Below are 25414 nucleotides of genomic sequence, written 5' to 3' on the forward strand. Positions count from 1 at the left end.
CGATGGCTATTCCAAAATTACAGGCTTACGCACTGCCGGAGTCTCACGATATTCCGCAGAATAAAGTTGACTGGGCCTTTGAACCGCAACGTGCCGCGTTGTTAATCCATGATATGCAGGACTATTTTGTCAGCTTCTGGGGCGAGAACTGCCCGATGATGGAGCAGGTGATCGCGAATATTGCGGCACTACGCGACTACTGCAAACAGCACAATATCCCGGTTTATTACACCGCCCAGCCGAAAGAGCAGAGCGATGAAGATCGGGCGCTGTTGAATGATATGTGGGGGCCTGGCCTGACCCGTTCGCCGGAACAGCAAAAGGTGGTGGATCGCCTGACGCCAGATGCCGACGACACGGTGCTGGTGAAGTGGCGCTACAGCGCGTTTCATCGTTCCCCGCTGGAGCAAATGCTCAAAGAGAGTGGACGTAACCAGCTGATTATTACCGGGGTATATGCCCACATTGGCTGTATGACCACCGCAACCGACGCATTTATGCGCGATATTAAACCGTTTATGGTGGCGGATGCGCTGGCTGATTTCAGCCGTGACGAGCATTTGATGTCGCTGAAATATGTGGCCGGACGTTCTGGCCGGGTGGTGATGACCGAAGAATTACTGCCAGCACCTATCCCCGCCAGCAAAGCGGCGCTGCGTGAGGTGATCCTGCCGTTGCTGGACGAGTCCGATGAACCGTTCGATGACGACAACCTGATCGACTACGGTCTGGATTCGGTGCGCATGATGGCGCTGGCGGCGCGCTGGCGCAAAGTGCATGGCGATATCGACTTTGTCATGCTGGCGAAAAACCCGACCATAGACGCCTGGTGGAAGCTACTCTCCCGCGAGGTGAAATAATGGATTTCAGCGGTAAAAATGTCTGGGTAACTGGCGCGGGGAAAGGTATCGGCTATGCTACGGCGCTGGCATTTGTTGAGGCGGGGGCGAAAGTTACAGGTTTTGATCAAGCGTTTACTCAGGAGCAATATCCTTTTGCGACCGAAGTAATGGATGTTGCCGATGCTGCGCAGGTGGCGCAGGTATGTCAGCGACTGTTAGCTGAAACGGAGCGACTGGACGTGCTGGTCAATGCGGCGGGAATTTTGCGCATGGGCGCGACCGATCAGCTCAGTAAGGAGGACTGGCAGCAGACTTTTGCGGTCAATGTCGGCGGTGCGTTTAACCTGTTCCAGCAGACCATGAACCAGTTTCGCCGTCAGCGGGGCGGGGCGATTGTTACTGTTGCGTCCGACGCCGCACACACGCCGCGCATTGGTATGAGTGCTTATGGCGCGTCGAAAGCGGCGCTGAAAAGCCTGGCGTTGAGCGTTGGGCTGGAACTGGCGGGTAGCGGCGTGCGCTGTAATGTGGTTTCGCCAGGCTCCACCGACACCGATATGCAACGCACGCTGTGGGTGAGCGATGACGCCGAAGAGCAGCGTATTCGCGGCTTTGGCGAGCAGTTTAAACTCGGCATTCCGCTGGGGAAAATCGCCCGTCCACAAGAGATCGCCAACACGATTTTGTTCCTCGCCTCTGACCTCGCCAGCCATATCACGCTACAGGATATTGTGGTAGATGGCGGCTCGACGCTGGGGGCATAAGCATGATCTGGAAACGCCATTTAACGCTCGACGAGCTGAACGCCACCAGCGATAACACAATGGTGGCGCATCTGGGAATTGTGTATACCCGTCTGGGCGATGATGTACTCGAAGCCGAAATGCCGGTCGATACCCGTACTCATCAGCCGTTCGGTTTACTACATGGCGGCGCGTCGGCGGCGCTGGCGGAAACGCTGGGATCGATGGCCGGATTTATGATGACCCTCGACGGACAGTGTGTGGTGGGCACGGAACTTAACGCCACACATCATCGCCCGGTGTCTGAAGGCAAGGTACGCGGCATCTGCCAGCCGCTGCATCTTGGGCGGCAAAATCAGAGCTGGGAAATCGTTGTTTTCGATGAACAGGGGCGGCGTTGCTGCACCTGTCGGCTGGGTACGGCAGTTTTGGGATGAGCCCGACAGAATTAAATGAGATTGCAGGAAAACTCGGTTAACGGAGTGATCGAGTTAACATTGTTAAGTTAAATATTGGTTTCAACTCCGATTTACATGGTTGCTGTGTTGTTAAATTGTACAAAGATGTTATAGAAACAAAATGTAACATCTCTATGGACACGCACACGGATAACAACTATGAACAAATCAGGGAAATACCTCGTCTGGACAGTGCTCTCTGTAATGGGAGCATTTGCTCTGGGATACATTGCTTTAAATCGTGGGGAACAGATCAACGCGCTGTGGATTGTGGTGGCGTCGGTCTGTATCTATCTGATCGCTTACCGTTTTTATGGCCTGTATATCGCCAAAAATGTGCTGGCGGTTGACCCGACGCGTATGACGCCAGCTGTGCGCCATAACGACGGGCTGGACTATGTGCCGACGGACAAGAAAGTGCTGTTCGGTCACCATTTTGCGGCCATTGCCGGAGCAGGTCCGCTGGTTGGGCCGGTGCTGGCGGCGCAAATGGGCTACCTGCCGGGGATGATCTGGCTGCTCGCCGGGGTGGTTCTCGCCGGTGCGGTGCAGGATTTCATGGTGCTGTTTGTTTCTACGCGCCGTGACGGTCGCTCGCTGGGTGAGCTGGTCAAAGAAGAGATGGGGCCAACCGCCGGGGTGATTGCGCTGGTGGCCTGCTTTATGATCATGGTCATTATCCTTGCAGTACTGGCGATGATCGTGGTGAAAGCCCTGACTCATAGCCCGTGGGGAACGTATACCGTTGCGTTCACCATTCCGCTGGCGCTGTTTATGGGGATCTACCTGCGCTATTTGCGTCCGGGGCGTATTGGCGAAGTGTCGGTGATTGGTCTGGTGTTCCTGATTTTCGCCATTATCTCTGGCGGCTGGGTGGCAGAAAGCCCGACCTGGGCACCGTACTTTGACTTTACCGGCGTGCAGCTGACCTGGATGCTGGTGGGTTACGGTTTTGTGGCGGCGGTGCTGCCGGTGTGGCTGCTGCTGGCTCCGCGTGACTACCTCTCAACCTTCCTGAAAATCGGGACTATCGTCGGTCTGGCGGTAGGCATTTTGATTATGCGCCCGACGCTGACCATGCCTGCGCTGACCAAATTTGTTGATGGTACTGGCCCGGTATGGACCGGTAACCTGTTCCCGTTCCTGTTTATCACCATCGCCTGTGGCGCGGTGTCTGGCTTCCATGCGCTGATCTCTTCCGGCACCACGCCGAAGATGCTGGCGAACGAAGGGCAGGCGTGTTTTATCGGCTACGGCGGGATGTTAATGGAATCCTTCGTAGCGATTATGGCGCTGGTTTCCGCCTGTATCATCGATCCGGGTGTGTACTTCGCCATGAACAGCCCGATGGCGGTGCTGGCTCCGGCAGGGACGGCGGATGTGGTTGCTTCTGCCGCGCAGGTGGTGAGTAGCTGGGGCTTTGCGATTACCCCGGATACGCTAAACCAGATTGCCAGCGAAGTGGGTGAACAGTCGATCATTTCCCGTGCGGGCGGTGCGCCGACCCTGGCGGTGGGGATGGCCTACATTCTGCACGGTGCGCTGGGCGGCATGATGGATGTGGCGTTCTGGTATCACTTCGCCATTCTGTTTGAAGCACTGTTTATTCTGACGGCGGTGGATGCAGGTACGCGTGCTGCGCGCTTTATGTTGCAGGATCTGCTGGGCGTGGTGTCTCCGGGCCTGAAACGGACCGATTCACTGCCTGCTAACCTGCTGGCAACGGCGCTGTGCGTGCTGGCGTGGGGCTACTTCCTGCATCAGGGCGTGGTCGATCCGCTGGGCGGTATTAACACCTTGTGGCCGCTGTTTGGTATTGCCAACCAGATGCTGGCAGGGATGGCGCTGATGCTCTGTGCTGTGGTGCTGTTCAAAATGAAACGTCAACGTTACGCCTGGGTGGCGCTGGTACCAACGGCCTGGCTGCTGATTTGTACCCTGACCGCAGGCTGGCAGAAAGCGTTTAGCCCGGATGCGAAAGTCGGCTTCCTGGCGATTGCTAATAAGTTCCAGGCAATGATCGACAGCGGCAATATTCCGTCGCAGTATACTGAGTCACAACTGGCGCAACTGGTGTTCAACAACCGTCTTGATGCCGGGTTAACCATCTTCTTTATGGTGGTCGTGGTGGTTCTGGCACTGTTCTCGATTAAGACGGCACTGGCGGCATTGAAAGAGCCGAAGCCAACGGCGAAAGAAACGCCGTATGAGCCAATGCCGGAAAATGTCGAGGAGATCGTGGCGCAGGCAAAAGGCGCGCACTAAAGTCAGAGTGAGGGGGGAATGTTGGCATAGTGCCGAGGGTTCCCCTTACTCTCAGCAATTCCAGGCCGGATAAGGTGTTCGCGCCGTATCCGGCAATATTTCAGCAACCTGTTTACCGGAGGTATTGATGTTTGATTCACTGGCAAAAGCCGGAAAATATTTAGGTCAGGCGGCGAAGCTGATGATTGGTATGCCTGATTACGACAACTATGTCGAACATATGCGGGTTAACCATCCCGATCAAACGCCGATGACCTACGAAGAGTTTTTCCGTGAGCGGCAGGACGCGCGCTACGGTGGAAAAGGCGGCGCGCGCTGCTGCTAAATGTGTACGTCAGGCTTTAAACGATTCCACTTTTTCGAACGCTGCACGCAACGTATCTGGTGTCAGCGTGACTGGCAGGTAATGAATGGATTCCACCGGACGTAAGGTGTGGGCAATCACGTTGTCGATCTCCGCCTGATTATTGATATCCACTTCCAGCTCCGCCAGCGTAGTCGGCAGATGAAAACGCTGATACGCCCCGGTTAATTGTGCCAGCACATCATCCTGACCCAGCAAGGCGCTTTGCACCAGAATTCCGTAGGCGACTTTGGTGCCGTGAAGAAACTTCTCGGTTTGCGGCAGCACGGTCAGACCGTTATGCACGGCATGGGCCGCCGCCACACGCGTAAAACGATCGCCCAGACCACCGACCATCCCACCACCAGCAATAATAGCATCCACCACATCGCAAAATGATTGCGTTAACTGTTGTTTTTGCTGATCGCTCAGCGCCTGTTCGCTACTGTTTAACAAGACGTCGCAAATGGCCTGCGCATTATTGATCCCCAGCCGCACGGTTAGCGGCAACGTTTCTGGTTGCGGAGCCAGCACCACCGCTTCATACCATTTCGCCAGCGTGTCACCGATCCCCGCCAGCAGATATTCTTGCGGCGCATTGAGGATAATCTCTGGTTCCACCAGCACCATAAAATTGGCGTCGTCGAAAATCTCAAAATGCAGCGCCTGTCCGGCATCGTTATACCAGACGGAGAGCGGTGTCCAGGCGGCGCAGGTAGCGGCTATCGTCGGAACGGCAACAAACGGCAGACCGAGACGGCGGGCGAGGGCTTTTGCGGTGTCGAGCAGTGCGCCGCCGCCGACGCCAATCACCACGCTGCGATCGTCACCGGAGTCAGCCGCCAGTTGTTGTACACCGCTTTCGCTGCAATGACCGCGAAACAAAATATGCTTTGCCCCTGGCCGTTCAAACGCTGGCGGAAGTTTTGTTTGCGCCGCTGCAATGGCGCGTTCGCCGTAGATCCACACCGCGCGAGAAAGCTGTTCATCAGTGAAAAAATCATGCAGGTGATTGAGACTGCCTGGATGTGAAAAGTAGTTAGCTGGGCCGACGACCACGCGGATAGGATTGTGAGGCATGTTGTGTTGTCCTTATTGTTTTATTTAGACATCTAAACGTCTTGATTGCCAAATACTAGCATCGTGTTATAGTGCCTTCAACACGCAACTTCGTCAGGTACAATAAAAATGACAAATAACCCTCTGATTCCACAAAGCAAACTTCCACAACTTGGCACCACTATTTTCACCCAGATGAGCGCGCTGGCGCAGCAACACCAGGCAATTAACCTGTCGCAAGGCTTTCCTGATTTTGATGGTCCGCGCTATTTGCAGGAGCGCCTGGCGTACCACGTTGCCCAGGGGGCAAACCAATACGCGCCTATGACTGGCGTGCAGGCCTTGCGCGAGGCGATTGCTCAGAAAACGGAACGTCTGTATGGCTATCAACCGGATGCCGATAGCGATATCACCGTAACGGCAGGGGCGACGGAAGCGTTATATGCAGCGATTACCGCATTGGTGCGCAATGGTGATGAAGTGATCTGCTTTGATCCCAGCTATGACAGTTACGCGCCCGCCATCGCGCTTTCGGGGGGAATAGTGAAACGTATTGCACTGCAACCACCGCATTTTCGCGTGGACTGGCAGGAATTTGCCGCATTGTTAAGCGAGCGCACCCGACTGGTGATCCTCAACACCCCGCATAACCCCAGTGCAACTGTCTGGCAGCAGGCTGATTTCGCCGCTTTGTGGCAGGCAATTGCCGGGCACGAGATTTTTGTCATTAGCGATGAAGTTTACGAGCACATCAACTTTTCACAACAGGGCCATGCCAGCGTGCTGGCGCATCCGCAGCTGCGTGAGCGGGCGGTGGCAGTTTCTTCATTTGGCAAGACCTATCATATGACCGGCTGGAAAGTGGGTTATTGCGTTGCGCCAGCGCCCATCAGCGCTGAAATTCGCAAGGTACACCAGTATCTGACCTTTTCGGTGAATACCCCGGCACAGCTGGCACTTGCGGATATGCTACGTGCAGAACCTGAGCATTATCTTGCGTTACCGGACTTTTATCGCCAAAAACGCGATATTCTGGTGAATGCCTTAAGTGAGAGTCGGCTGGAGATTTTACCGTGCGAAGGCACTTACTTTTTGCTGGTGGATTACAGCGCGGTTTCTTCGCTGGATGACGTTGAGTTTTGCCAGTGGCTGACGCGGGAGCACGGTGTAGCGGCGATCCCGCTGTCGGTATTTTGCGCCGATCCCTTCCCCCATAAACTGATTCGTCTCTGTTTTGCCAAGAAGGAATCGACGTTGCTGGCAGCAGCTGAACGCCTGCGCCAGCTGTAGTTATTTGACAGTCCAGGCACGGGAATATTGACGGTCGGCAAACAACTCTTGCAGGCCATTAATTTGTTTCAGGCGCAGCACCTCGTCGCTGTCCATTCCCAGCTCTTTGCCAATTTTATTATCGTCCCATCCCAACTGGCTGAGTTCACGGACGATTTCTGACATGGCAGTGATTTGGTGACGTCCACGGGCGCGATTATGACGAATAGTCGCGGCGATGCGTTGATTACGCGTACCTTCCAGACAGGTCACCGGCAAATAACCTTTTAAGCGTAATTTTAACGATGATGAGCCTTTACCAATTTCATGGCGGTGAAAACCATCCACGATTTCCAGGGCATTTTTATCCGTATGCGTGACCACAATGGGTTGGGTAAAACCATCTATTTCAATGGATTTTTTCAGCAGTTTTTTTTCGGGTGGTGCCACGTTGTTTGGGTTGTAATCATTAGGCATAAGTTGGCTGTTTTTAACCCACAGAACGCAATCCACAGGCTCTTCTCGAAAGGGGCTAACCTGATGGATCGCCATGCGGATTTCATTAATCGCTTTGATGCGATCGTCTTCCGGCAAGCTGGCGAGAAATTGGGTTAAATCCTGCGTTAATCGTTGTTGCATAGTATCCCCCATTCCTGACGTTTTCCTTTTATTCGTTCGTTATAACGCTGATAGTTCTTCGCTTTGGTCGGGCTAAATGATAATGCCCGACACCAGTAATCGTTATTGAGTAAAACTTTGCATATTCGCCGCCAGGAGGGGATATCTTTCGCGCCAATGTCCCCTTGCTGGGTTTGTGGAACCTCGATGCCTTTTTTCTGATACCAGTGCAAATAAATGGCGATTTTATTGCGATAATGCTCAGCTGTTTTCTCCGGCATGCTGTTGAGTAGCAATAATGCATACTCCTGCCAGTCTAAATGTTCGGGCTTGAGGATTTTCCGATGACCATAAAAATGGTTGTCATGTCCGGCGTAAATGCCGCCACTTTTTACCCCGCTGACTCGTGCGCACATAGCAGCCCAGCGATCCGGTTCGATAACGTGATAGAGCCATAATCCTTGCCGTTGTTCCGGACCAAAAGGTTCGCAAATTCGCATATGACGTAGAGGAACGCCTGCCTGATACATTATATTATACAGTGGGTTACAGAGGCGTTGATGGCTAGCATACCAGGTCCAGATATCAGCGACTTTCCAGTCGTAGATGGGGTAAATGTACCAGCTATGACCGCCTGGTGCGGCAGTGGTCCAGGGCTTATCATCGGCAAAACGTTGTTTATTTAAACTGGCGATGGCGACAAAACGGTTGTAGGACTCATCCGCACGGATGCCGATCATCATCGCCGCCGGACGTTTTTGTGAAAACCATTCGGCAAACTCACGCACAAATTGTTCGAAGGTCATGCCTGGCTGGTAAAAGGAGAAAAAGTCAGGATCGGTTATCGCATCTTGCGGAGGCTGACGTACCCATTCGACATCAGGTTCCCAGCACTGCCATTCGGGTTGGTATTGTGATAGGGAATTTTGCGTTGTAAGCGGGAGCGCAACCCAGTAAAACTCTTCGATGACATCGGTGTACAACTCGCGCAGGGACTGAACATAGTTAATGGTGCAAGAGAACTGAGCTTCCCAGTCGATAAATAAAACACAAATTTTTTTGCCCATTTGTCGGGCAAGTTCGGCGGTCAGATGCAGCATTAATCCGGAATCTTTACCACCCGAAAAAGAAACGCAGACGCGGGGTAGGGTGTTAAGTGTCCAGGTAATACGTTCTTTTGCAGCTTCCAGAATATTCAGTGGAAGCGGGATTTTATAAATAGACATCTGAAAACGCTCTCTGAACGTTACGGGGTGACTCGTGAGATGAATCCGCTAATTATAGGGTAAACGAAGCAAGATAGAGCACATTATTTTATATTTACACAATGAATCAATTGATGCGTAATATAACATTTATCAGTGGTAATAAATCAGAAGCTATCATTTAAACGATCTATGAATCGTGAGAAGACAAGGTTGTTCAACGAAGCCTTGTTATAGGAAATATAAAGTTTAACCGCAGGAAGTGGTTGTTCCAGTTTTATCTCTTGTAACTTCAAAAAATCACGATGTAAATCGTACAGTTCGGTGGGCACAATGCCCAATAAGTCAGTAACAGAAATACTATTAATTATCGTCAACAAAGAAGAACTGCGAAATGAAACTTTACGGTTCATAAAACGTTCATCTATGTCCATTTGAATTTCGTCAATCCCTGCTGATTTAGATATCAACAAGGTGAATTCTTCGGCGATAATTTGTTCATAGTTACTGGTATCGGTAATACGAGGATGTTTGTTGCTACATATAAGAGAATTGCGAATAGTATGTAACGGCATGCAGATGACAGAGCGGCTAATTACTGGTTGTAGTGTAATTGCCAGGTCAGTTTTGCGTTGAACCAACAGTTCTTCGGCATTTTCAGCTGAAAGCAGTATGTCATGGCATTCTATATCGATTGAAGTATCTTGTCTAAGACAGCGGATTAGCATGTTGTTATTAGTACAAGAAATAAGCTGAGGACCGTAGATAATAAAATTTTTCTTTAGCTCAGACTTATTAACAATATTGATCGTTTGTTCAATGCCTCTGAGATTTTTCTCAAGATGATGATGCAGATTTAACCCTGTCGTAGTCGGCGCGATACCTTTCCCTGAGCGAATGAATAACGGGTCATTAAATTGCGCACGTAAACGTTGTAACGACTGACTAACAGCAGAGGGCGTTATATATAATGATTCTGCCGCTTTACTAATGCTGAGATGTTGATAAATACACTCAAATATGACCAGTAAATTCAGATCAAATTTTTTTAGGTCATAAAGATTCGCCATAACATACTCCGTTATATTATCTCTTCTATAAATCATTCACTTGATCAATAATGTTGCTGTTGTATTTATTTGTATTATGTTTTTTTGCTTAACTCAGGATTAAGTTTTTCTAAAATAGCACAGCCACTTAGGGTAGAGCGAGCAATTCATGCTTTTTTAGGATGGTTGAAAAGCAGGGATATATTTCAACCATCCATGAATTATATTTTATTTATTCCCCATAATGATATTAAGCGTTTTCTGATCGGGCAACCCCACGGCCTGTTGCAGAGTATTTTCCTTACTCATGTAATAGATAGCTGGTGTGACATTTGCCCCCAGATCGTCCATCAGTTTCTCGTTGTCGCTTAACACTTTCATTTGCTCTGTACTTACGTTTGCAGGCACGTTTAGCTTAAGCTTGCCACCAGAGGCTTCATATTCTTGCCAGGTTTTTGCGGGATCTTTGGAGGCAAGAATTGCCGCTGCTGTCGCCGGGCTTTCTGGCTTGATAACCCCAACCAACAATGTTCTTAATTGCACTTTGCCAGAATCTACCCACGGGCGCGCCTGCTGCCAGAACTGTTTACAATATGGGCAGAACGGATCGGCGAAGACGTAAACAATGACCGGCGCGTCTTTTTTACCGTCGAGGAGCCAGTGGGATTGTTCCATCCGTTGCCACATTTCGCGTCCGGCTGGTGCGTAAATTTCTTTTTCGATAAGTGTGTTACTCAGGTTTTCACCTTTCTCGTTGTACATGTAACCGGAGATAGCGTGCTTACCATCTGGAGTCAGGTAGATGGTGACGCCCATATCCTGATACTTTCCGAGATAACCTTTCATTCCTCCGGGAGCATCGAACGTTTTGATGATTGTAATGCCCTGTTTTTCAATCGCTTTTACTGGGGCAGGAAGTTCCTCTGCGAAGGCGATTGCAGGAAGCAGAGCCAGTAAAAGTATCTTTTTTAACATTAATTTGTCCTTTTCAGTCAGTGCAAAAGTCGGGTAAAAGGCATAACCTATCACTGCCATAGGTAAGAGCTTAGATCAGGTGATTGCCCTTTGTTTATGAGGGTGTTGTAATCCATGTCGTTGTTGCATTTGTAAGGGCAACACCTCAGCCTGCAGGCAGGCGCTGAAGATACCAAAGGGTAGTTCAGATTACACGGTCACCTGGAAAGGGGGCCATTTTACTTTTTATCGCCGCTGGCGGTGCAAAGTTCACAAAGTTGTCTTACGAAGGTTGTAAGGTAAAACTTATCGATTTGATAATGGAAACGCATTAGCCGAATCGGCAAAAATTGGTTACCTTACATCTCATCGAAAACACGGAGGAAGTATAGATGTCCTTGATTAACACCAAAATTAAACCTTTTAAAAACCAGGCATTCAAAAACGGCGAATTCATCGAAATCACCGAAAAAGATACCGAAGGCCGCTGGAGCGTCTTCTTCTTCTACCCGGCTGACTTTACTTTCGTATGCCCGACCGAACTGGGTGACGTTGCTGACCACTACGAAGAACTGCAGAAACTGGGCGTAGACGTATACGCAGTATCTACCGATACTCACTTCACCCACAAAGCATGGCACAGCAGCTCTGAAACCATCGCTAAAATCAAATATGCGATGATCGGCGACCCGACTGGCGCCCTGACCCGTAACTTCGACAACATGCGTGAAGATGAAGGTCTGGCTGACCGTGCGACCTTCGTTGTTGACCCGCAGGGTATCATCCAGGCAATCGAAGTTACCGCTGAAGGCATTGGCCGTGACGCGTCTGACCTGCTGCGTAAAATCAAAGCAGCACAGTACGTAGCTTCTCACCCAGGTGAAGTTTGCCCGGCTAAATGGAAAGAAGGTGAAGCAACTCTGGCTCCGTCTCTGGACCTGGTTGGTAAAATCTAAATTTCCTTCGTCTTTCGCGCTACCAACTCCGGCGCGAAATACTTCGGAAATTCACCTAATTCTTCGGGTGCTGCGGCACCCGATTTTCTTCCCCGCACCATGATGCAAGCTGCATCCAGGTAGCCGCAGAGGCCGCTTGCATGATGATGTTTAAAGCCCAGGAGATAAACATGCTCGACACAAATATGAAAACTCAACTCAAGGCTTACCTTGAGAAATTGACCAAGCCTGTTGAGTTAATTGCCACGCTGGATGACAGCGCTAAATCGGCAGAAATCAAGGAACTGTTGGCTGAAATCGCAGAACTGTCAGACAAAGTCACCTTTAAAGAAGATAACAGCTTGCCGGTGCGTAAGCCGTCTTTCCTGATCACCAACCCAGGTTCTAACCAGGGGCCACGTTTTGCAGGTTCCCCGCTGGGCCACGAGTTTACCTCGCTGGTACTGGCGTTGTTGTGGACCGGTGGTCATCCGTCGAAAGAAGCGCAGTCTCTGCTGGAGCAGATTCGCCATATTGACGGTGATTTTGAATTCGAAACCTATTACTCGCTCTCTTGCCACAACTGCCCGGATGTGGTGCAGGCGCTGAACCTGATGAGCGTACTGAACCCGCGCATCAAGCACACTGCAATTGACGGAGGTACCTTCCAGAACGAAATCACCGATCGCAACGTGATGGGCGTTCCGGCAGTATTCGTAAACGGGAAAGAGTTTGGTCAGGGTCGCATGACGTTGACTGAAATCGTCGCCAAAATTGATACTGGCGCGGAAAAACGTGCGGCAGAAGAGCTGAACAAGCGTGATGCTTATGACGTATTAATCGTCGGTTCCGGCCCAGCGGGTGCAGCGGCAGCAATTTACTCCGCACGTAAAGGCATCCGTACTGGTCTGATGGGCGAACGTTTTGGTGGTCAGATCCTCGATACCGTTGATATCGAAAACTACATTTCTGTACCGAAGACTGAAGGGCAGAAGCTGGCAGGAGCGCTGAAAGTTCACGTTGATGAATACGACGTTGATGTGATCGACAGCCAGAGCGCCAGCAAACTGATCCCGGCAGCGGTTGAAGGTGGTCTGCATCAGATTGAAACAGCTTCTGGCGCGGTACTGAAAGCACGCAGCATTATCGTGGCGACCGGTGCAAAATGGCGCAACATGAACGTTCCGGGCGAAGATCAGTATCGCACCAAAGGCGTGACCTACTGCCCGCACTGCGACGGCCCGCTGTTTAAAGGCAAACGCGTAGCGGTTATCGGCGGCGGTAACTCCGGCGTGGAAGCGGCAATCGACCTGGCGGGTATCGTTGAGCACGTAACGCTGCTGGAATTTGCGCCAGAAATGAAAGCCGACCAGGTTCTGCAGGACAAACTGCGCAGCCTGAAAAACGTCGACATTATTCTGAATGCGCAAACTACGGAAGTGAAAGGCGACGGCAGCAAAGTCATTGGTCTGGAATATCGAGATCGTGTCAGCGGCGATATTCACAACATCGAACTGGCCGGTATTTTCGTGCAGATTGGTCTGCTGCCGAACACCAACTGGCTCGAAGGCGCAGTCGAACGTAACCGCATGGGCGAGATTATCATTGATGCGAAATGCGAAACCAACGTGAAAGGCGTGTTCGCAGCGGGTGACTGTACGACGGTTCCGTACAAGCAGATCATCATCGCCACTGGCGAAGGTGCCAAAGCCTCTCTGAGTGCTTTTGACTACCTGATTCGCACCAAAACTGCATAAGAAGAAGTAAGATTCACCTGCAATTGCTTAGCCGCCGGGGTCAAACCTGGCGGCTTTTTTATGGCAATAAAAAGCCCCGCCGGGATGGCTCCGGGCAGGGCGGGATATTTATTCTGGCAATTAACGCACAACCAGCACCGGCAGATTGGCGTGGCGGATAACGCTTGAGGCGTTAGAACCTAACAGATGGGTCGAAATCGATGGGTTGCGCGAACCAATCACTACTACATCTGCATCAAGTTCTTTCGCTAACTCGTTAACTTCATCCCGCACACTACCAAAACGGACATGTTGCTTAATGCGGGAAGGATCGATGGTGAAGTGGCTGACCATCGTTTGCAGACGTTCTTCTGCTTCATGTTGCAGATGCTCTTCAAAACGACGCACATCAGCGGCAAAACGGTGCAGGCTCAGGCTGGCTGACCCCGGTAGTACGTGAAGTAGATGAATAACTCCGTCATCCTGGGCGAGGAATTCAGCGTGGCGAACCGCTTTGTCGCTCAATTCCATTTCGAAAACATCCACTGGCATGATGATTGTTTTGTACATAAGCATTCTCTCCTTGTTTTTGCATGTATACATAACAGCACATTATTGGTTATGAATCTATAATTTGCGAGGCTGATTTGATCTGAATTTGCTATTGAGCTGGAAAATAAATAAAACCAGGCGCTACCAGCGTTGTTCAAGGTATAGCACTGCAGCAACAATAATTGCGGCTATGAATATATAAAATGCAGTGATACCGAGAGCTTCGCTCATATGAGGTTCCGCAGATGAATAACCAGTTCAGATTAGAATGCTGCGCTTAAGAGCAAAATGATAAATCTGGTTGATATTTGAGCGGAAAGAGGATGCGAGTGCATCCTCTGGGCAAAGCGAGTTATCGCTTGTGCAGATGGGATTAAAGCAGGTAGTCGCCAGCAGCTTCTGGCTGGTATTCGAGTTCCAGCACTTCAAGGTGGGTTGCAACGCCGCCCGGAAGTTCCCAGTGAATGGAATCGCCAACGCGCAGCCCCAGCAGTGCGGCACCTACCGGAGCCATAACGGAAAGCTGAGTATTGCTATCGGTCATTTTTGCCGGATACACCAGCGTGCGCACACGCACTTCGCCATCGCTAAGATTGCGGAATTTAACCCGGCTGTTCATTGTCACCACGTCGTGTGGCATCTCTTCTGGCGAACACATTTGGGCGCGATCCAACTCTGCGTTTAACGCGTCGGCGATTGGCAAACCAGCATAGGCGGGTTGCTCCAGCAGAATATCGATGCGTTCGGCATCCAGGTCGTTAATGATGATAGTTGGTCTGGACATTTTTACTCCATGTCGTCGGTACTGCGAGTGTCGCAGATAAACATACCCAAAAGAAAACCCTCACCGTCAGGCGGCGAGGGTTTAACTCACATGATGATACTGACTGTTGCTCACTCTTTGAAGTGATTTGCGTCACATTCAGGGAATTCCTCAATGTAGCGCATTATGTATAAATCTTAATCGTCATGGTTTATGGAAGACGAATTAGCGTCTTTTGTAAATCAGAGGATTAATAACCTGCTTTATCAATCACAAAGGTTTTGCCACAGTTGCCTGGGTGTGGTTGTGGCAAGAATGAGTTTGCAGAAAGCGGAGCGTTGATGGCGTCAGCTTTGATCGAGATCTGAATTTCAGTCAAATACGCAGGGTTACCCTGACACGTTAGCTTAACTGCTTTCACGTTCTCTTTTCCCCAGCTTTTGGCAAAGGCGGCGTCAAAGTCACGGCGGCTCACTGTCTTACCGTAGTTATCCGCAAGGAATTTTCCGGCTTCGCTCTCTTTAATTTCTTGATTCAGGCGTACCATCGTGCCGAAGTATGCGTCTGGATCAAAACCAAAGCAGGCACCGTGTTTGGCATATTCGTAGCGTTCCAGGCAGGAACGTCCGCCAGCTCCTGGCATGACTTCACTTAGTTTAGCGGCTGTTTCCAGCGATAACCCGGTTTCCGGCGATGAACACATTCGGCTGGCGTGCGCTTCTGGTAGATTCGGGATTGGGCGAGTAGCGCAACCGAAGCGCATCCAGCGGCGTTCATCAACACCACGGGCAGCAACCGATTTAGGCAATCCTGGCCACAGACCATGTACGGTCAGAAAATCAGCTTTGTTGGTCGTTTCGGTTTGCAGGCGACATTCATCTCGTTCGTTACGATTTCGATCGTGTTGACTCTGGCAAAATCCGGTTTGCCAGGAGAGGGCCAGGACATAGCGATCAAAATCGCCAAACTGTTTTGCCTGCAACGCTACGGCGTTGGCAGAAGAGAAGGGAAGCAGAGAAACCGCGAGCAACGCGGCGTTACGCCAGAATGCTTTCATAATGGGTGTGGAACTCATACATACACTGAATACTATCTATTAAATCATAAAAAAGCCCGCCAGGTGGGCTTACCTGGCGGGCGTGATGATTTATTCAGCGTTTGGCGAACGTATTAGTTCCACATGGCGAGAATCGGCCAGCCAACCAACAGCAACATAGAGATGTAAATCACCCCGAAGATTGCGCCAAGACGCCAGTAATCTTTTGATTTCACATAGCCACAGCCGTAAATAATCACCCCAGGACCGGTTGCATACGGCGTCAGACAGCCCATGATACCGATAGACAGCACCAGCAGGATACACAGTTGTTCCATTGGTACGCCCGGAATACCTTTACCGACGGCCAGAATAACCGGCAGCATGGTTGCGGTGTGCGCAGACAGGCTGGCAAACAGGTAGTGCGCAAAGTAGAACACCAGAACCAGTACAATCACCGTTGCGTTTGGTGAGAATCCTTCCAGGTGCGTACTCATGGTACCGGCGAACCAGTCAATAAAACCAGAACGAGTCAGGCCATTAGCCATCACAACCAGAGTTGCCAGGTTGACCAGTGTGTTCCATGCGCTGTTATAGCGGGTAATGTCTTTCCACGGCACAACGTGCAGGGCCAGCATTAGCGAAACTGCCAGCAGACCTACCGCAGTAGCATTAATGACTTCACTGCCAAATACCCACAAACCTAAGCTGAGCAATACAAGACCAATCAGCGTCCACTCTCTGCGTGTCAGCGCACCCATGGTTTTTAGTTCATCACCCGCCCAGGTTGCCACTTCTTCACTGTGTGTGATTTCCGGTTTGTACAGCACGTAGGAAAGCCACGGCGCAATGATAAGCAAGATAACCCCAACCGGCAGGAAGCAGAGGAACCACTGCAACCAGCTAATCTGGATACCGGCAATTTTGCTGACGAACTCCAGACCCAGTACGTTTGGTGCCGCACCGGTGACAAACATGGACGAACTCAGACTGGTACTAATGACCATCATCCACATCAAATAGCCGCCAATACGACGCGCGGACGGATCGTTCGGGAATGATTTAAACAGCGGCGGCAGGTTTTTAATGACCGGAAAAACCGTACCCCCGGTACGCGCGGTGTTGGACGGTGTAAACGGTGCCAGCAGAATGTCGATAATGACAATCGCATAACCCAACGTCAGCGTGCGTTTGCCCATGAATTTCACCAGGAAAAGGGCAATGCGACGACCTAACCCGGAAACTTCATACCCTAATGCAAAAATAAATGCGCCAAATACCAGCCATACCGTGGTGCTGGAAAAACCAGCCAGACCCCATTTCAGCGCCTGTTTTTGCGCATTAAACGCTGGGTCAGCTAATTCTTTGGCATCAAAGAGCAGGTAATTACTGCCAATAACGCAAATAGTAACCGCAATAAAACTGATCGCCGTTGCCGGAATTGGCTCGAGGATCATGCCGACAATCATTGCCACAAACACTGCAAAGTAATGCCACGCCTGCGGCGGCATACCGTCAGGTACAGGGATAAGAAACATGACACCCATCACCACCAGGGGCGCCAATAATTTCCATATATTATCTTTTGCTAAAGACATACGGGTTCTCCGACAATTAATATTCCAATTTTATCAAGTGCTTAAATAATTAAATCTGTGCTAAAAACCAAGTAAGGATCAGCAGGTCGGCACTGCCGCCTGGACTGAGATTTCGTTCGATACACTCCCTGTCGAACTGCCGGAGATAATCGAGATCGGCGGGGGTTCGGATGCCCCCTTTTTGCAATAATGTTTGCGCCTCGCGCTGTAGCCAGCGCAGGCCCCCCTCGCCACCGCGCGATGCAACGTTGGTATCGCCGTTGATCGCCATCAGTAGGAGTAAGGTATCGAGCAGTGCCAGTTCAGGATCTAACCCCTGATCCAGCAGAGTGAGGTAATGCGGCAGGGCGTGGTTGATCACCAGTGGATAACCCGCTTCGGCTTCACCGCGTGCGCCGGTAAGGCCAAGCTGCTGGTACAACCGTTGACCTGCCGTCAGTTGTGAATTATTGGTACGCAGTTCGCGATCGGTCAGGCCACGGCAGAAACTTGCCGCCGTCGCACAAATTGTTATTGGCGTTATCGACTGGTTGAGTTGAAGCAAACGGCCAATTGCCGCACACAGTAGCCCTAAAGAAAAAATGCTGCCTTTATGCGTGTTTACGCCCGCAGTGGCGCGGAACATATCACCTTCGCAAGCCATACCTATTGGGCGTAATCCGTGGAGTACCTCTTCTGGTGCCATTTCAGCACTACAGGCACCAAATTCAATGAAACGGGGTAACCAGCCCTGAATCGCCAGCGCGCTGCGGTGGAAATCTTCCAGCGCCATATCTTTATGCGCACCGCAGTTAATGCGATCCACGAGGCCTGGTTTCGGTGACAGATTGACTTCAGTCAGCATGGCGCGCCAGCCCAGCAGGGCGTACTCATCGATTAATGACGTCGCAAGCTTTGTGTTTTTAGTTGACGTTGCAGGCATCGACATCGTTCAGCAGCGCCTCCATGCGGTTGAGTAAATCGGTCAGTTGATGGGTTTTTCCACGCGCGCAAACAGCTGCGCTTTGCTCGCACAACAGGCAGCGGCGAGGCGGCAGTGAATAGTCGCGGCGGGAGAGAATTTCGCCTTCGGGTGTCAGGACATCGATATCCCATAACCGCCCGAGAGGATGACTATGTTCAAGCTCAATGGTGGCGAGCTTGAGGTCGCGAGCCGGGGCGGCAATGCTCAACATGCCCTCCGGCCCGCTGGCGGAAACCAGTGCAGCCTGCTCCTGAATTTGCCAGCCCTGTTTTGCGGCTAAGGCACGCAAGGCTGTCACGCCATGATTAAAAATTCGGCGTGTGACCTCGCTGTCTTTAATCGGCCCAGGCGCAACCACGGTAAAGGAGACCAGTGGAACAGGATGGCGCTTGAGCCAGACGTGTTGCCGTGCTTGCCTTTCATCCCGGCTGACGAGCAGCTCGGGAATTGATACCGCATGGTGGCTGGCGAGTTCAGGAAGCAGGTGCATGGCTTATTCCTTCACCTGATGCACAACATCGATCACCGAGCCATCGCGGTAACGCACAACGGCAACGACGCGGTCGGTGAATTCAATCGGCTGTGGTTCACCGGTCAGCAGACGCGCACGTTCACGCAGCCACTCAATGGAAACCACTTTAATGCCCGCTTCCTGCAGACGTTCTGCCAGCTCCGGACGTGCCGGGTTAACTGCGATACCGTGGTCAGTGACCAGAATATCGACACTGGAGCCCGGGGTGATGCAGGTCAGCACGTTATCCACCAGAGTCGGAATACGACCGCGTACCAGCGGCGCGACGATGATGGAAAGCGCAGAGGCAATCGCGGTATCGCAGTGACCACCGGAAGCACCACGCAGTACGCCGTCAGAGCCGGTCAGCACGTTAACGTTGAACTGGGTGTCAATTTCCAGCGCGCTCAGTACCACCACGTCGAGACGATCAACCGATGCGCCTTTTGAACCCCAGTTAGCGTACTGGTTGGCGCTGATTTCGATGTGATTGGGGTTACGGGCCAGCGATTGTGCAGCGTGGCTGTCAAAGCTCTGTACATCCAGCAGTTTGCGGATCAGCCCTTTTTCGTGCAGATCAACCATCGTTGCGGTAATACCGCCAAGGGCGAAGTCGGCGCGAATATCGCGGCTACGCATTTTGTCTTCCAGGAAACGGGTTACCGCCAGCGATGCGCCGCCGGTGCCGGTCTGCATGGAGAAACCTTCTTTAAAGTAGCCTGAGTTGACAATCACATCCGCAGCGCTACGGGCAATAAGCAGTTCGCGCGGGTTAGTGGTCATACGGGTCGCGCCAGCGCCGATTTTCGCGGCATCGCCAACGCGATCAACTTTGACGATCAGATCAACCTGATCTTGCTCAATGCTTGCCGGATTATGCGGATAAGGCAGCAGTTCTTCAGTGAGCATCACAACCTGTTTCGCGTTGTCGGCATCAACCATTGCATAGCCGAGGGAGCCGCAGCAGGCTTTACCGGTGTAGCCGTTGGCATTACCGAATTCATCACAGGATGGGACGCCGAGGAAAGCCACATCAATATTCAGTTCGCCGCTCTGTACCAGATGCACACGTCCGCCGTGAGAGTGGATTTGCACCGGTTCCGCCAGCAGACCGCGGGAGATTTCTTCCGCCAGTGGACCGCGCAGGCCAGAGGTATAAATGCGGGTAACCACGCCCTGGCGAATGTGTTCTACCAGCGGCGCATGGCAATCACTCAGGGAGCTGGAGGCTAGAGTCAGGTTTTTAAAGCCCATCTTCGCGATGACGTCCATCACCATATTGACGGTCAGGTCACCGCCACGGAAAGCGTGATGGAAGGAAACCGTCATGCCGTCCTGTAAACCAGAGCGACGAATCGCTTCTTCCAGGTTGGCGCACAGTTTGCGATCGCGCGCTTTTTCAGCCTGGTAGGTTTGCTTTGGCGAGTTCTGGAAAGCGGCAAGATCGCATTCAGCGCGACGATTCCAGGCCGCTACCCGTTCTTGTCGTTGAGATTGTTCAATTTTCTGCGTCATTTTGATTGCCTTATTCTTCGCGGATGCCGGAAAGTTCTGCACGGGAGAGCACCAGACGGGCGCGATCGATAACCGGACCGTCCACCATCTTGCCGTTCAGGGAAACCACGCCGAGGCCTTCGCGAGCGGCGGCTTCAGCGGCTTCTACGACGCGGCGGGCGTGATCCACTTCTTTCTGGGTCGGTGCGTAGAGGTTGTGCAGCAGATCAATCTGACGCGGGTTGATCAGCGATTTGCCGTCAAAGCCCAGCTGTTTGATGTGGGCGGCTTCTTGCAGGAATCCGGCTTCGTTGTTAGCGTCGGAATAGACGGTATCGAACGCCTGAATACCCGCAGAGCGCGCGGCCTGCAAAATGGAGCAGCGAGCGAACAGCAGTTCAGTTCCTTCCGGGGAGCGTTCTGTACGCAGGTTGCGCACATAGTCTTCTGCACCGAGGGCGATACCGATCAAACGCTCGGAAGCGTGAGCGATTTCCACTGCGCGGGTAATGCCCAGCGGAGATTCAATCGCCGCCAGCAAGCCGGTACTGCCGGGTTCACGACCACAGGCTTTTTCGATACGCAGGATCTCTTTTTCGATATCCAGAACATCCTGAGCGGTATCGGTTTTCGGCAGACGCACAACGTCCGCACCACCGCGAACGACGGCTTCCAGGTCGTTAACACCCCATTCGGAATCCAGCGCGTTTACACGCACAATGGTTTCAATATCGCGATACAGCGGATGTTGCAGCGCGTGGTAAACCATGCGGCGGGCGGTGTCTTTTTCACGTAATGCCACGGAGTCTTCGAGGTCAAACATCAGGGCATCAGCCGGGTAGATGAAGGAGTTGCTGACCATCGCGGCATTGGCACCAGGCACAAACAACATGCTGCGGCGGGTGCGAGTTTTACGTTGTTGCAGCGAAGCGGAAATCATTGGCAATCCTCCCATGGCAGAGCCGGGATACCGCTGGCGCGTGCCAGCAGGGCTTCCAGTCGTGCACGTAAAATGCAGTCCAGTGCGCCTTTGTCATCGACATTCAGCTGTACGCCGCGCACGTTGTAGCGGGCGAGAACGTCCAGAATGGTGGTGCGAATTGCATCGCCAAACTGTTTCTCAACGCTGCTGTTGATTTGCAGGTCGATATCCTGCGTATCGAGTGGGGCGATGCGTATCATCACATCCCCAGACTCAAGGGTGCCTGCAACGGCGGGCTGGTTTATTTTCATTTTTCACCTGTTTCTCATGCGGGGGTCTTTTGACGAGCTGCCGCGTCCTGGCGGGAGTGCTCAAGCAGGTTCTGCAAATAATGCAGCGTGACTGCAGGGACCAGCGGCGCGATAGCCGTGAGATCGTTTTTCGCCAGCAGTTGACGTACCCGGGAAGCGGATATCGGCATCTCCTGGTAACGCAGCCGCTCAATTTCAACCAGTTCGATGGGCGGTGCGGAGATAGTCGGCGTTTCCAGCCAGTAGCGCATATCCTGGTTGTACTGGGCGGTAACGCGACAAAAGGGTTCAGTACCGACAAAGCGGTGAGTTACACCCAGCGCGGGAGCGAGGTACTGACGGAAAATCTTCAGATCAATTTCGGTGTAACAATGGTTAATGACGCTCTGTTCTTTAATGAAGTAGCAAGGGAACGTAGCGCGGGAGATGATGTATTCGGAGCCGCGATGCACAGTCAGGCGTGGAATATCGGCGGTGCCTTTTAACACCAGATCCAGCCGGTCTTCATAGGGAAAGCGTGAAGAATCTTCTTTAACTAAAAACAGATGTAACCAGTCGCACTGTGCTGCAGCCTGTTGAATCAGATAACGGTGACCATTCGTAAAGGGATTGGCGTTCATCACAATGCAGCCAATCTTGTTCCCTGGATGACGAAATTTTTTCAGCGATTCGGCATAGCGTTTCAGTCGCGTGGCGCTGTTTTCCATCAGCACCATCACGCCGGGTACACTGGTCAGCGTGGAAAAACCGCACTGGCGGAACAGCGCCTCGTATTCGGTTTTGGTATAAATAAACAGATGCGTGCTGTGCCGCTCATAGGCGAGGTTAATTAGCTCGGTGGCTAATGTCAGCGCCAGTCCTTCACCGCGAACGGATTCACTGATAGCAACGCATTTAATAATATTTCCGGCAATTCCACCGCACGCGATAAGCTTTTCATCGCGGGTTACGGTAATAAATACTTCGACTGTGGTGTCAACGCTCAAATCATTTTCATGCAGGAATTGGGCGATTTCCGCCATTTTTTTATTTTCTGAACGTTTTACACGGGTGAAAATATCATTGCCGAACATAATAAATAGTATCCTGAAGGTGCATGTTGTTATCGATTTGCAACAAATGTTGTTCGATGTTGCAAACTGATAACCTTTTATTTTCACTTGGGAGAAAGGGGGCGATCGAGGTATATCTTTTTCTCCTTTCGCTATACATCCTAAGGAGTATTGCAGCGTGAAATTTTGATTTATTTCACATAGAGTTAGTGGTTTTTTATTTATTTAATGGTTTTAAGTTTTTTAATTAATGTAATTACGAAATGACCCGCAGGTTTAAGTGATTTAATTGATTTAATGAATAAAATTTGCCACGATTATGTTTAATATCTATGTATTTTGATTCAACATTTTAATTACATCTGTCAAAGAGGCTCGGGACAACCCGCAAGGAAAACAATGTTGCAGCTTAACGAGAATAAACAGTTTGCATTTTTCCAAAGACTGGCATTTCCGCTGCGTATCTTTTTGCTGATTCTGGTGTTCTCAATATTTGTCATTGCAGCCCTGGCGCAATATTTTACGGCCAGTTTTGAGGACTATTTAACGCTTCATGTGCGCGACATGGCAATGAATCAGGCAAAAATTATTGCTTCTAATGACAGTATCATCAGCGCAGTGAAAACGCGTGACTACAAGAGGCTGGCGACCATCGCTGACAAATTACAAAGAGATACTGATTTCGATTATGTGGTGATTGGCGATCGGCACTCGATTCGTCTTTACCATCCTAATCCGGAGAAAATTGGTTATCCTATGCAGTTCACCAAACCGGGCGCGCTGGAGAAAGGGGAGAGCTACTTCATCACCGGGAAAGGGTCAATTGGCATGGCGATGCGTGCCAAAACGCCAATCTTTGATGACGATGGAAAAGTCATCGGCGTGGTGTCGATTGGCTACCTGGTGAGTAAAATCGATAGCTGGCGTGCTGAGTTTTTATTACCGATGGCAGGTGTGTTTGTCGTGCTGTTAGGGATTCTGATGTTGCTATCGTGGTTCCTGGCCGCGCATATCCGTCGGCAGATGATGGGCATGGAGCCAAAGCAAATCGCACGCGTGGTCCGTCAGCAAGAGGCGCTGTTTAGTTCGGTTTATGAAGGGCTCATTGCGGTGGATCCGCATGGTTACATTACCGCCATCAATCGTAACGCAAGAAAGATGCTGGGTCTGAGTTCCCCCGGACGGCAATGGTTGGGTAAACCCATTGCTGAAGTGGTCAGGCCCGCCGATTTCTTTACCGAACAGATTGATGAAAAACGTCAGGATGTGGTGGCGAACTTTAACGGTCTGAGCGTTATTGCCAACCGGGAAGCTATTCGTTCTGGTGATGATTTGCTGGGGGCCATTATCAGCTTTCGTAGTAAAGACGAAATATCCACCCTCAATGCGCAACTGACGCAAATTAAACAATACGTCGAGAGCCTGCGCACATTGCGACACGAGCATCTCAATTGGATGTCGACGCTCAATGGTCTGTTGCAGATGAAAGAGTATGATCGCGTGTTGGCGATGGTGCAGGGGGAGTCTCAGGCCCAGCAACAGCTTATTGATAGCCTGCGCGAGGCGTTTGCCGATCGCCAGGTGGCGGGGCTGCTTTTTGGTAAAGTGCAGCGCGCCCGCGAACTGGGGCTAAAAATGGTCATCGTCCCCGGAAGTCAGCTTTCGCAACTGCCGCCAGGACTGGACAGCACCGAGTTTGCAGCCATTGTTGGCAATTTACTTGATAACGCCTTCGAAGCCAGCCTGCGTAGCGATGAAGGAAACAAGATCGTTGAATTATTCCTCAGCGATGAAGGCGATGATGTGGTGATTGAAGTCGCCGATCAGGGCTGCGGCGTTCCAGAGTCTCTACGAGACAAAATATTTGAGCAGGGTGTCAGTACGCGTGCTGACGAGCCCGGCGAACATGGCATTGGGTTGTACTTGATTGCCAGCTACGTAACGCGCTGCGGTGGTGTTATCACTCTCGAAGATAATGATCCCTGCGGTACCTTATTTTCAATCTATATTCCGAAAGTGAAACCTAATGACAGCTCCATTAACCCTATTGATCGTTGAGGACGAAACGCCGCTGGCAGAGATGCATGCGGAATATATTCGTCACATTCCCGGATTCAGTCAGATATTACTGGCGGGAAACCTGGCGCAGGCCCGAATGATGATCGAGCGTTTTAAGCCGGGGCTAATCTTGCTCGATAACTATCTTCCTGACGGTAGAGGGATTAATTTACTGCATGAACTGGTGCAGGCGCATTATCCCGGCGACGTGGTGTTTACCACTGCAGCCAGTGATATGGAAACGGTGTCTGAAGCCGTACGTTGTGGTGTATTTGATTATCTCATTAAGCCAATTGCCTATGAACGGCTGGGGCAAACGCTAACCCGTTTCCGCCAGCGTAAACATATGCTGGAAAGTATTGATAGCGCCAGCCAGAAGCAAATTGATGAGATGTTTAATGCCTATGCTCGCGGTGAACCCAAAGACGAACTGCCGACCGGCATTGACCCCTTGACGCTAAACGCGGTGCGAAAACTGTTTAAAGAGCCTGGTGTGCAACATACGGCAGAAACGGTGGCGCAGGCACTGACTATCAGCCGCACCACTGCCAGACGTTATCTTGAATATTGCGCCAGCCGCCATCTGATTATTGCTGAAATTGTTCACGGCAAAGTTGGCAGACCGCAACGCATATACCACAGTGGGTGACATGATAAAGCCGGAGGAAACTTGCCTC

The 25414-nt window shown here is 51.3% G+C and carries 26 protein-coding genes; 10 read left to right on the plus strand and 16 right to left on the minus strand.

Annotated elements, in window-relative coordinates; genetic code table 11:
* Positions 1-2 precede the first annotated feature (2 nt).
* The 5 genes from entB to ACJHYD_RS17625 all read left to right on the plus strand — a co-directional run bounded on the left by entB (position 3) and on the right by ACJHYD_RS17625 (position 4633).
* Positions 3-860 carry an enterobactin biosynthesis bifunctional isochorismatase/aryl carrier protein EntB gene (gene entB, locus ACJHYD_RS17605; protein ID WP_001007138.1) on the plus strand — a complete coding sequence of 286 codons (858 nt, stop codon included), beginning with the start codon at positions 3-5 and terminating at the stop codon, positions 858-860.
* On the plus strand, positions 860-1606 hold the full coding sequence (gene entA / locus ACJHYD_RS17610) for a 2,3-dihydro-2,3-dihydroxybenzoate dehydrogenase EntA (RefSeq protein WP_000347657.1): 747 nt from the start codon (positions 860-862) through the stop codon (positions 1604-1606). The genes entB and entA overlap by 1 nt, the downstream gene beginning before the upstream one ends.
* Before the next feature lie 2 nt (positions 1607-1608).
* Positions 1609-2022, plus strand: a complete 414-nt coding sequence (entH, locus tag ACJHYD_RS17615) for a proofreading thioesterase EntH (protein WP_001550790.1) — start codon at positions 1609-1611, stop codon at positions 2020-2022.
* 180 nt (positions 2023-2202) lie between these two features.
* Entirely contained in the window at positions 2203-4308 is a 2106-nt protein-coding gene (gene cstA, locus ACJHYD_RS17620) for a pyruvate/proton symporter CstA (RefSeq protein WP_001043146.1), read from the plus strand.
* Positions 4309-4435: 127 nt separating this feature from the next.
* Positions 4436-4633, plus strand: a complete 198-nt coding sequence (locus ACJHYD_RS17625; RefSeq protein WP_000460431.1) for a YbdD/YjiX family protein — start codon at positions 4436-4438, stop codon at positions 4631-4633.
* A gap of 9 nt (positions 4634-4642) precedes the next feature.
* Here ACJHYD_RS17625 and hcxA read toward each other — a convergent pair whose 3' ends face one another.
* Positions 4643-5731 (minus strand): hydroxycarboxylate dehydrogenase HcxA, encoded by a 1089-nt coding sequence (hcxA, locus tag ACJHYD_RS17630; protein WP_001550791.1) that lies wholly within the window; start codon positions 5729-5731, stop codon positions 4643-4645.
* 108 nt (positions 5732-5839) lie between these two features.
* On the opposite strand from hcxA, the gene ybdL reads away from it, so the two are divergent.
* Positions 5840-7000, plus strand: a complete 1161-nt coding sequence (ybdL, locus tag ACJHYD_RS17635) for a methionine-oxo-acid transaminase (RefSeq protein ID WP_001550792.1) — start codon at positions 5840-5842, stop codon at positions 6998-7000.
* Here the strand turns inward: ybdL and ACJHYD_RS17640 are convergent, their stop codons facing one another.
* The 4 genes from ACJHYD_RS17640 to dsbG all read right to left on the minus strand — a co-directional run bounded on the left by ACJHYD_RS17640 (position 7001) and on the right by dsbG (position 10826).
* Complete coding sequence (locus ACJHYD_RS17640) at positions 7001-7630, minus strand: IbrB-like domain-containing protein (protein ID WP_000502941.1); 630 nt, start codon at positions 7628-7630, stop codon at positions 7001-7003.
* Positions 7603-8823 carry a phosphoadenosine phosphosulfate reductase gene (locus ACJHYD_RS17645; protein ID WP_000029782.1) on the minus strand — a complete coding sequence of 407 codons (1221 nt, stop codon included), beginning with the start codon at positions 8821-8823 and terminating at the stop codon, positions 7603-7605. Before ACJHYD_RS17645 ends, ACJHYD_RS17640 begins: the two co-directional genes overlap by 28 nt.
* Positions 8824-8969: 146 nt before the next feature.
* Entirely contained in the window at positions 8970-9872 is a 903-nt protein-coding gene (gene citR, locus ACJHYD_RS17650; RefSeq protein WP_001550793.1) for a DNA-binding transcriptional repressor CitR, read from the minus strand.
* Between the two features lie 207 nt (positions 9873-10079).
* Positions 10080-10826: a thiol:disulfide interchange protein DsbG gene (gene dsbG / locus ACJHYD_RS17655; protein WP_001301891.1), complete on the minus strand. Its 747-nt coding sequence runs from the start codon at positions 10824-10826 to the stop codon at positions 10080-10082.
* 371 nt (positions 10827-11197) lie between these two features.
* Here dsbG and ahpC point away from each other — a divergent pair, with 371 nt between their 5' ends.
* A complete protein-coding gene (ahpC, locus tag ACJHYD_RS17660; RefSeq protein ID WP_000052796.1) occupies positions 11198-11761 on the plus strand; it encodes an alkyl hydroperoxide reductase subunit C in 564 nt (187 codons plus the stop codon).
* 170 nt (positions 11762-11931) lie between these two features.
* Entirely contained in the window at positions 11932-13497 is a 1566-nt protein-coding gene (ahpF, locus tag ACJHYD_RS17665; RefSeq protein ID WP_001366511.1) for an alkyl hydroperoxide reductase subunit F, read from the plus strand.
* Positions 13498-13617: 120 nt separating this feature from the next.
* On the opposite strand, the gene uspG is transcribed toward ahpF, so the two are convergent.
* The 11 genes from uspG to citC all read right to left on the minus strand — a co-directional run bounded on the left by uspG (position 13618) and on the right by citC (position 22700).
* Positions 13618-14046, minus strand: coding sequence for a universal stress protein UspG (gene uspG, locus ACJHYD_RS17670; RefSeq protein WP_001308472.1), 429 nt, complete (start codon positions 14044-14046; stop codon positions 13618-13620).
* A 123-nt stretch (positions 14047-14169) separates the two neighbouring features.
* On the minus strand, positions 14170-14259 hold the full coding sequence (gene yldA, locus ACJHYD_RS17675; RefSeq protein ID WP_001287361.1) for a small membrane protein YldA: 90 nt from the start codon (positions 14257-14259) through the stop codon (positions 14170-14172).
* Between the two features lie 142 nt (positions 14260-14401).
* Positions 14402-14812 (minus strand): nucleoside diphosphate kinase regulator, encoded by a 411-nt coding sequence (gene rnk / locus ACJHYD_RS17680; protein ID WP_000089731.1) that lies wholly within the window; start codon positions 14810-14812, stop codon positions 14402-14404.
* A 229-nt stretch (positions 14813-15041) separates the two neighbouring features.
* Positions 15042-15848 (minus strand): ribonuclease I, encoded by an 807-nt coding sequence (rna, locus tag ACJHYD_RS17685; protein ID WP_001550794.1) that lies wholly within the window; start codon positions 15846-15848, stop codon positions 15042-15044.
* Positions 15849-15961: 113 nt separating this feature from the next.
* The gene (citT, locus tag ACJHYD_RS17690; protein WP_000050323.1) at positions 15962-17425 is read right to left on the minus strand and encodes a citrate/succinate antiporter CitT; all 1464 of its coding nucleotides are present in this window, start codon (positions 17423-17425) and stop codon (positions 15962-15964) included.
* Positions 17426-17474: 49 nt separating this feature from the next.
* Positions 17475-18353 (minus strand): triphosphoribosyl-dephospho-CoA synthase CitG, encoded by an 879-nt coding sequence (gene citG / locus ACJHYD_RS17695; protein WP_001522532.1) that lies wholly within the window; start codon positions 18351-18353, stop codon positions 17475-17477.
* Positions 18328-18879, minus strand: a complete 552-nt coding sequence (citX, locus tag ACJHYD_RS17700; protein WP_000550422.1) for a citrate lyase holo-[acyl-carrier protein] synthase — start codon at positions 18877-18879, stop codon at positions 18328-18330. The genes citG and citX overlap by 26 nt, the downstream gene beginning before the upstream one ends.
* Before the next feature lie 3 nt (positions 18880-18882).
* On the minus strand, positions 18883-20415 hold the full coding sequence (citF, locus tag ACJHYD_RS17705) for a citrate lyase subunit alpha (RefSeq protein WP_000192245.1): 1533 nt from the start codon (positions 20413-20415) through the stop codon (positions 18883-18885).
* Positions 20416-20425: 10 nt separating this feature from the next.
* Positions 20426-21334 (minus strand): citrate (pro-3S)-lyase subunit beta, encoded by a 909-nt coding sequence (citE, locus tag ACJHYD_RS17710; protein ID WP_000622357.1) that lies wholly within the window; start codon positions 21332-21334, stop codon positions 20426-20428.
* Positions 21331-21627: a citrate lyase acyl carrier protein gene (citD, locus tag ACJHYD_RS17715; protein WP_000700703.1), complete on the minus strand. Its 297-nt coding sequence runs from the start codon at positions 21625-21627 to the stop codon at positions 21331-21333. Before citD ends, citE begins: the two co-directional genes overlap by 4 nt.
* A 14-nt stretch (positions 21628-21641) precedes the next feature.
* A complete protein-coding gene (gene citC, locus ACJHYD_RS17720) occupies positions 21642-22700 on the minus strand; it encodes a [citrate (pro-3S)-lyase] ligase (RefSeq protein WP_000467705.1) in 1059 nt (352 codons plus the stop codon).
* 378 nt (positions 22701-23078) lie between these two features.
* Between citC and dpiB the strand changes: the two genes are divergently transcribed.
* Both dpiB and dpiA read left to right on the plus strand, forming a co-directional pair.
* Positions 23079-24737 carry a sensor histidine kinase DpiB gene (gene dpiB / locus ACJHYD_RS17725; protein WP_001305557.1) on the plus strand — a complete coding sequence of 553 codons (1659 nt, stop codon included), beginning with the start codon at positions 23079-23081 and terminating at the stop codon, positions 24735-24737.
* Positions 24706-25386 carry a two-component response regulator DpiA gene (dpiA, locus tag ACJHYD_RS17730; RefSeq protein ID WP_000126500.1) on the plus strand — a complete coding sequence of 227 codons (681 nt, stop codon included), beginning with the start codon at positions 24706-24708 and terminating at the stop codon, positions 25384-25386. Before dpiB ends, dpiA begins: the two co-directional genes overlap by 32 nt.
* Positions 25387-25414: the final 28 nt, after the last annotated feature.

It is taken from the genome of Escherichia sp. WS1368, assembly GCF_046487485.1.
Lineage (GTDB): Bacteria > Pseudomonadota > Gammaproteobacteria > Enterobacterales > Enterobacteriaceae > Escherichia > Escherichia coli.